Here is a 5967-nt window from a genome sequence, read left to right as displayed (position 1 = left end):
CGCCATGGCCGCCCAGCCGGACGCGGACCGGTCGGTGGCGGCGGCCGCGATGCTGCGCCTCGGAGGGTTCGCGCCCGCGACGATGCAGTCGCTCGCCGCGCGCGCGGCGAGCTCGCTGTCCGGACGCCTGTTCAACGTGGTCGTGAGCAACTCGCCCGGTCCGCAACGGCCCCGGTACGCCGGCCCTGCGAGGATGACCGAGATCTACCCGGTGATGCCGCTCGCGCGGAACCAGGCGCTCGCGGTCGGCATCACCTCGTACGACGGCGGGGTCCACGTCGGATTGAACGGTGACCGGAAGGCGTTGTCCGACGTCGACGTCCTCGCCGGCATGGTCACCGACGCGCTCGAGGAACTGAAAGGGACGATCTGGTGAGGGTCTACGTACCTGCCACAGTGCGCATGCTCCGGGAACTCGTCGACCACGGTGAGGTGCTCCCCGTCAACGGGACGGCGTTCGCGCTCACCCCGGCGTTGCGCGAGTCGTACACCAGCGGCACGACCGAGGAACTGGAGTACGCCGCGCTCACCGAGGCGGCCAGGGCCTCGCTGCGGCTGCTGGCGGCCGAGCGGGACTCCGACGGTGCCGACGCCGACGGTGGGGATTCCGACGGTGCCGACGCCGCGGACGGGGATGCCGACGGTGTGCCGTCGGACCCGGACCGGGCGACCGGGGGGAAGCACCCGCCGCGGCGGGTCGTCATCTCGGCCGACCCGGAGGAGGTGACGCTGCGCCCCGACCTCGACCACGCGGTCGTGCGGCTGTCCGGTCCCGTCCCGTTGGACACGGTGGCCGCGGTGCACGTGGACACCCCGGACGCGGAGAGTGCCGTGCTGGCCGCGGCGCCGGTGATCGACGACGCCGATCTGGGCGACGAGGACGCCGAGCTGGCCCTCGGCGACGCCGAGGACCACGAACTCGCCTGGTACGCGCCGCAGGAACTGCCCTTCCTCCTCGAACTCATGTAACCATGTGTCCGCGCACCGCCCACAAGGCGGACGAACAACGGAAAGGCGGGACACCATGGACGCTGTCACATCCGTACCGGTACCGGCGAACGAGCCGGTGTACACCTACGCCCCGGGGACCCCGGGACGCGGGTCACTGGAACGCAGACTGGCCGAGCTCGAGTCCGAGCGGGCCGACCTCACCCAGACGATCGGCGGGCGGCACCGGCTCGCCGGCGGTGACCGGTTCGACGTCGTGCAACCGCACGACCACCGGCACGTGCTCGGGGTGGCCGCGCAGGCCACGGACGCCGACGTCGCCGAGGCGGTCACCGCCGCGAAGTCGGCGGCACCCGGGTGGAGCGAACTCCCCTTCGACGAACGCGCGGCGGTGTTCCTGCGGGCGGCCGACCTGATCGCCGGACCCTGGCGGGACACCATCAACGCGGCGACGATGCTCGGCCAGTCGAAATCGGTGCAGCAGGCCGAGATCGACGCGGCCTGCGAACTGATCGACTTCCTGCGGTTCAACGTCGCCTACGCGCGGCGCATCCTCGCCGAGCAGCCGAACTCGGTCCCCGGGGCCTGGAACCGGATGGAGTACCGCCCGCTCGACGGGTTCGTCGTCGCCATCACGCCGTTCAACTTCACCGCGATCGCGGGCAATCTGCCGTCCGCACCCGCGCTCATGGGCAACACGGTCGTGTGGAAGCCGACGCCGTCGCAGCAGCTCGCGGCCCACTACACCATGCGGGTCTTCGAGGAGGCGGGACTGCCGCCCGGGGTGATCAACATGGTCACCGGCGACGGGCGGGCCGTCAGCGAGGTCGCCCTGCCCGACCCCGGCTTCGCCGGGCTGCACTTCACCGGGTCGACGGCGACGTTCAAGCACCTGTGGCGCACCATCGCGGACAACCTGGACAACTACGGGTGCTACCCGCGCATCGTCGGGGAGACCGGCGGCAAGGACTTCGTCGTCGCCCACCCGTCGGCGGACCCGGACAAGCTGGTCACCGCGCTGGTCCGGGGGGCGTTCGAGTACCAGGGGCAGAAGTGCTCGGCCGTGTCCCGCGCCTACGTGCCGCGCTCGCTGTGGAACGGTGGGCTGCGCGAACAGCTCGCCGACCTCACCAAGACGGTCAGCTACGGCGATGTCACCGACCTGGCGAACTTCGGCGGGGCGGTCATCGACGCGCGGGCGTTCGCCAAGCACCGGGACCTGCTGGCGGGGGTGCGCGACGACCCGTCCGTGGAGACCCTGGTCGGCGGGGGCTGCGACGACCAGGTCGGGTGGTTCGTCGAGCCGACGGTGCTGGTCTCGGACGACCCGGCGCACACGCTGTTCTCCACCGAGTACTTCGGTCCGATCATGGCGGTGCACGTCTACCCGGACGGTGACTACGAACGCATCCTCGACGTCGTCGACCGTAGCGCCCCGTACGGGTTGACCGGGGCGGTCTTCGCCGACGACCGGGAGGCGGTGCAGCAGGCGCACCGCGCGTTGCGGCACGCGGCAGGCAACTTCTACGTCAACGACAAGCCCACCGGGTCGATCGTCGGCCAACAGCCGTTCGGCGGGTCACGGGCCTCGGGCACCAACGACAAGGCCGGGTCGATGTTCAATCTGCTGCGCTGGACCAGCCCCCGGGCGATCAAGGAGACCTTCGTCGCCCCGACCGACATCACCTACCCGCACATGGGCTGAGCGGGAGCCGGGCACCGGAGACGGCCTCCGCGGACGGACCGGGGCCCCGGATCGGTGTGATCCGGGGCCCCGGGCTCTCACGGGTGCAGGGTTCAGTTACCCCCGGTCATGTCCGCACTCTCGAACTGGGTGACCTGGTCCGCCGGGGGCGCCTCGATGGTCACCGGCGTGCCCCAGTCGCTGTAGTCCATCACCATGGAGGCCGACCGGCCCATGACATCCATGTTCATCTCGATGCGCCGGGGCAGATTCCCGGAGTCGAGGTAGATCTCCATGGGGATCGTGGTGTCCTGCGAGGGCTGAGGCTCGGCGCGGAGTTGCTCACCGCCCATCATCGCCGCGGCCTTCGCCATGTCGAGCTCGACCGTGTATCGGGTCACCTGTTCACCGTCGAGGGTCGTCTCCCGGGTGTCGACGATCTCGCCGCCGTACTGCTCGAGTTGTTCGAGGATCTTGGTCGGATCGCTCTGCTCGGCCATACCGGAACTACCGCCCATGGCCTCGGCCATCGGATTGTCGCCGTCCAGGGACATCTCGACCCACGGCTTGTCCGTGCCGGTGCCGAGCTCCGCCCCCTGCCCCTGCGGCATCTTCATGTACATCGTCCGGTCGACCAGGCGCATCTCGACGGTCTGGCCCTGCATGTCCATGGTCATGCTCATCGCCGTGTCCGTCCCGGCGTACCGGGCCTCGCCCTCGGCCCGCATCGTCTGGCCCATCCCCGTCGTCTCCATGCTGAAGCGCGACGAACTGGCCTCGGACGCCTTGTCGGAGGACGAGGAGACGAGTTCGGAAAGGTTCATGAACCCGCCGTCGCCCCCGGTGCCACCGGTGCCCCCGGACGCTCCGGACGCCTGGCCGTCGACCGTGTTCCCGCAGCCCGCGAGTGCCAGGACGAACGCGGCCGCGCCCGCGGCGAGAGCTGATCTGCGCATGCTTGCCCCCTCGTTGTCGAGTCTGTGTTGCCGGCTCGGACCTGCCCGCCGAGCGGACGGTTCCCCTTTCGGGTGAAAAGTGACCCGTATCACCGGCCCCTGGCTGGAGTGCGTGCCCCGGGGATCGGGTTCGGTGCGAGCACGGTACCCCCGGTCAGCCCTCCGGCACCTCCGTGCCCGCGCGGGACTGCAGCAGTCGGCGCAGCGAGTCGAGCCGTCCCGGGGTGGCGTCCCCGTCGGTGACGACCCGGTCGAGGACGCAGTCCGGGTCCTTCGGCGGCCCGAGGTGGCCGCAGTTCGGCGGGCACTCCTCGGCCGCCTCGGCGAACTCGGGGAACGCGGCCACCAGCTGGTCCGGTGTCACATGCGCGAGGCCGAACGACCGGATGCCGGGGGTGTCGACCACCCAGCCACCGTCGGGCAGCGGCAGCGCTACCGCTCCCACCGAGGTGTGCCGGCCCTTGCCGACCGCGCTGACCTCCCCCGTGGCGAGCCCGGCCTCCGGCACGACGCGGTTCACCAGGGTGGACTTGCCGACGCCGGAGTGACCCACCAGCGCCGACACCCGGTCCCGCAGCCGCTCCCGCAGCTCGGGATTGTCCGCGTCGTACCGGGTGACCACGGACGGCACCGCCAGGTCGGCGTAGGAGGCCAGCAGCTCGTCCGGGTCCGCGAGGTCCGCCTTCGTCAGGCACAGCACCGGTTCCAGTCCGCCCGTGTAGCAGGCGACCAGACACCGGTCGATGAACCCGCGTTTCGGCGGCGGGTCGGCCAGCGAGGTGACGATGAACAGCTGCTCGGCGTTCGCGACCACCACGCGCTCGTACGGGTCCGTGTCGTCGGCGGTGCGGCGCAGCACACTCGTCCGCTCGTCGACCCGCACGATCCGGGCGAGGGTGTCCGGCGCCCCGCTGGTGTCCCCGACCAACCCCACCCGGTCGCCCACCACGATCGGTGTGCGGCCCAGCTCCCTGGCCCGCATCGCCGTCACGACACGGTCCGCCGCACCGTCGACCGCGCACCGCCAGCGGCCCCGGTCCACCGAGAGCACCATCGCCCCGACCGCGTCCGGGTGCGTGGGCCGCTGCTTGCTCCGGGGCCGGGAGCCCTTGCCCGGTCGCACCCGGACGTCGCTCTCGTCGAACGTGCGCCAATCCCTGCGCGGCAAACCGTTCCACCTTCCTGGCCGGGACCGCCGCTGCCTCCCGGGACGACGGCGGCGACACTGTCACCGACGATGATCCCGCATGCCACTCGCCACGGCCGCACAACCGTGCCAGGATGGCGTCCGGGTGGACCGACCCACCCGGGTACGCCCGTGCCGCCGCCGGGGAACACCGGCGCCGGACGGAGGACGGAGGACGGAGACCGATGTGCGGCCGGTACGCGGCGACGAAGGATCCCGCCGCGTTGATGCGGGAGTTCGACGCCCTCGACGGCACGGACGGTTCCGGACGGGGGCCGGACTACAACGTCGCGCCGACGAAGGACGTGGTCACCGTGGTCCAGCGGCATCCGCGTGATGCCGACGGCACCCCGCTCGCCGACGAACCGTCGGTGCGCAGCCTCCGGATGATGCGCTGGGGGCTGGTGCCGTTCTGGGCGAAGGACCCGTCCGTCGGCGCGAAGATGATCAACACCCGGGCCGAGACCGCGCAGGAGAAGCCCGCGTTCCGCAAGGCGCTGTCCCGGCGGCGCTGCCTGGTGCCGGCCGACGGGTGGTACGAGTGGAAGGCGGCCGACGGGGGGAAGGGCCGCAAGGAGCCGTTCTTCACCACCACGCGCGACGGGTCCTCGTTGGCGTTCGCGGGGCTGTGGGAGACCTGGCGCGATCCGAAGGGCGAGACGGACTCCCCGCCGCTGATCACGTTCTCGATCATCACCACCGACGCGGTCGGCCCGCTCGCCGACATCCACCACCGGATGCCGCTGGCGCTGCCGTCCGACCGCTGGGCCGGGTGGCTCGACCCGGATCGTACCGACGCGACCGACCTGCTCCGGCCGCCGGAGCGGGACTGGGTCGACACCCTGGAGCTGCGTCCGGTGTCCACCCGGGTGAACAGCGTGCGCAACAACGGGCCGGAACTCGTCGAGCGGGCGGAGCCCGAGCCCACCGACCTCGACGACGGCGCCACCGGCGCCCTGTTCGAGGTGCCGAAGCAGTGACCGGACACGGTGGGACACGCTGATGACGGTCACCGAGATCGCCACCCCGCACGGCCCCGCCCGGGTCTCGATCCACGGGTCCGACGAGGGCGTGGCCGCACTGTTGCTCGGACACGGGGCCGGCGGCGGGATCGAGGCCCCGGACCTGGTCACCGTCACCCGCGCGGCGCGCGCCGCGGACGTGCACGTCGCGCTGGTGGAACAGCCCTACCG

Annotated in this window: 6 protein-coding genes and 1 pseudogene; 5 read left to right on the top strand and 2 right to left on the bottom strand. The window is 71.7% G+C overall.

The annotated features are described in order from the left end of the window. From SACPADRAFT_RS0206250 to pruA, 3 genes are all read left to right on the top strand, one after another. Positions 1-376: WS/DGAT domain-containing protein (locus tag SACPADRAFT_RS0206250; RefSeq protein WP_157577086.1), on the top strand; the 376-nt coding region annotated here is incomplete at its 5' end. Continuing rightward, positions 373-969, top strand: a complete 597-nt coding sequence (locus SACPADRAFT_RS0206245; RefSeq protein WP_028662264.1) for a DUF6912 family protein — start codon at positions 373-375, stop codon at positions 967-969. The genes SACPADRAFT_RS0206250 and SACPADRAFT_RS0206245, both read left to right, overlap by 4 nt. A 55-nt stretch (positions 970-1024) precedes the next feature. Next, entirely contained in the window at positions 1025-2653 is a 1629-nt protein-coding gene (gene pruA, locus SACPADRAFT_RS0206240) for an L-glutamate gamma-semialdehyde dehydrogenase (protein WP_007026129.1), read from the top strand. Between the two features lie 92 nt (positions 2654-2745). On the opposite strand, the gene SACPADRAFT_RS0206235 is transcribed toward pruA, so the two are convergent. Both SACPADRAFT_RS0206235 and rsgA read right to left on the bottom strand, forming a co-directional pair. Then, the gene (locus tag SACPADRAFT_RS0206235) at positions 2746-3588 is read right to left on the bottom strand and encodes an SCO4651 family lipoprotein (protein WP_007026130.1); all 843 of its coding nucleotides are present in this window, start codon (positions 3586-3588) and stop codon (positions 2746-2748) included. A 154-nt stretch (positions 3589-3742) separates the two neighbouring features. Continuing rightward, positions 3743-4756, bottom strand: a complete 1014-nt coding sequence (gene rsgA, locus SACPADRAFT_RS0206230) for a ribosome small subunit-dependent GTPase A (RefSeq protein ID WP_007026131.1) — start codon at positions 4754-4756, stop codon at positions 3743-3745. Between the two features lie 203 nt (positions 4757-4959). On the opposite strand from rsgA, the gene SACPADRAFT_RS0206225 reads away from it, so the two are divergent. Together SACPADRAFT_RS0206225 and SACPADRAFT_RS33745 are read left to right on the top strand one after the other, a co-directional pair. Further along, complete coding sequence (locus SACPADRAFT_RS0206225) at positions 4960-5754, top strand: SOS response-associated peptidase (RefSeq protein ID WP_007026132.1); 795 nt, start codon at positions 4960-4962, stop codon at positions 5752-5754. A gap of 22 nt (positions 5755-5776) precedes the next feature. After that, positions 5777-5967: pseudogene (locus SACPADRAFT_RS33745) on the top strand (alpha/beta family hydrolase); the annotation flags it as partial.

Source organism: Saccharomonospora iraqiensis subsp. paurometabolica YIM 90007 (assembly GCF_000231035.2).
Classification (GTDB): domain Bacteria; phylum Actinomycetota; class Actinomycetes; order Mycobacteriales; family Pseudonocardiaceae; genus Saccharomonospora; species Saccharomonospora paurometabolica.
This window is presented reverse-complemented; position numbering and strand designations above follow the sequence as displayed.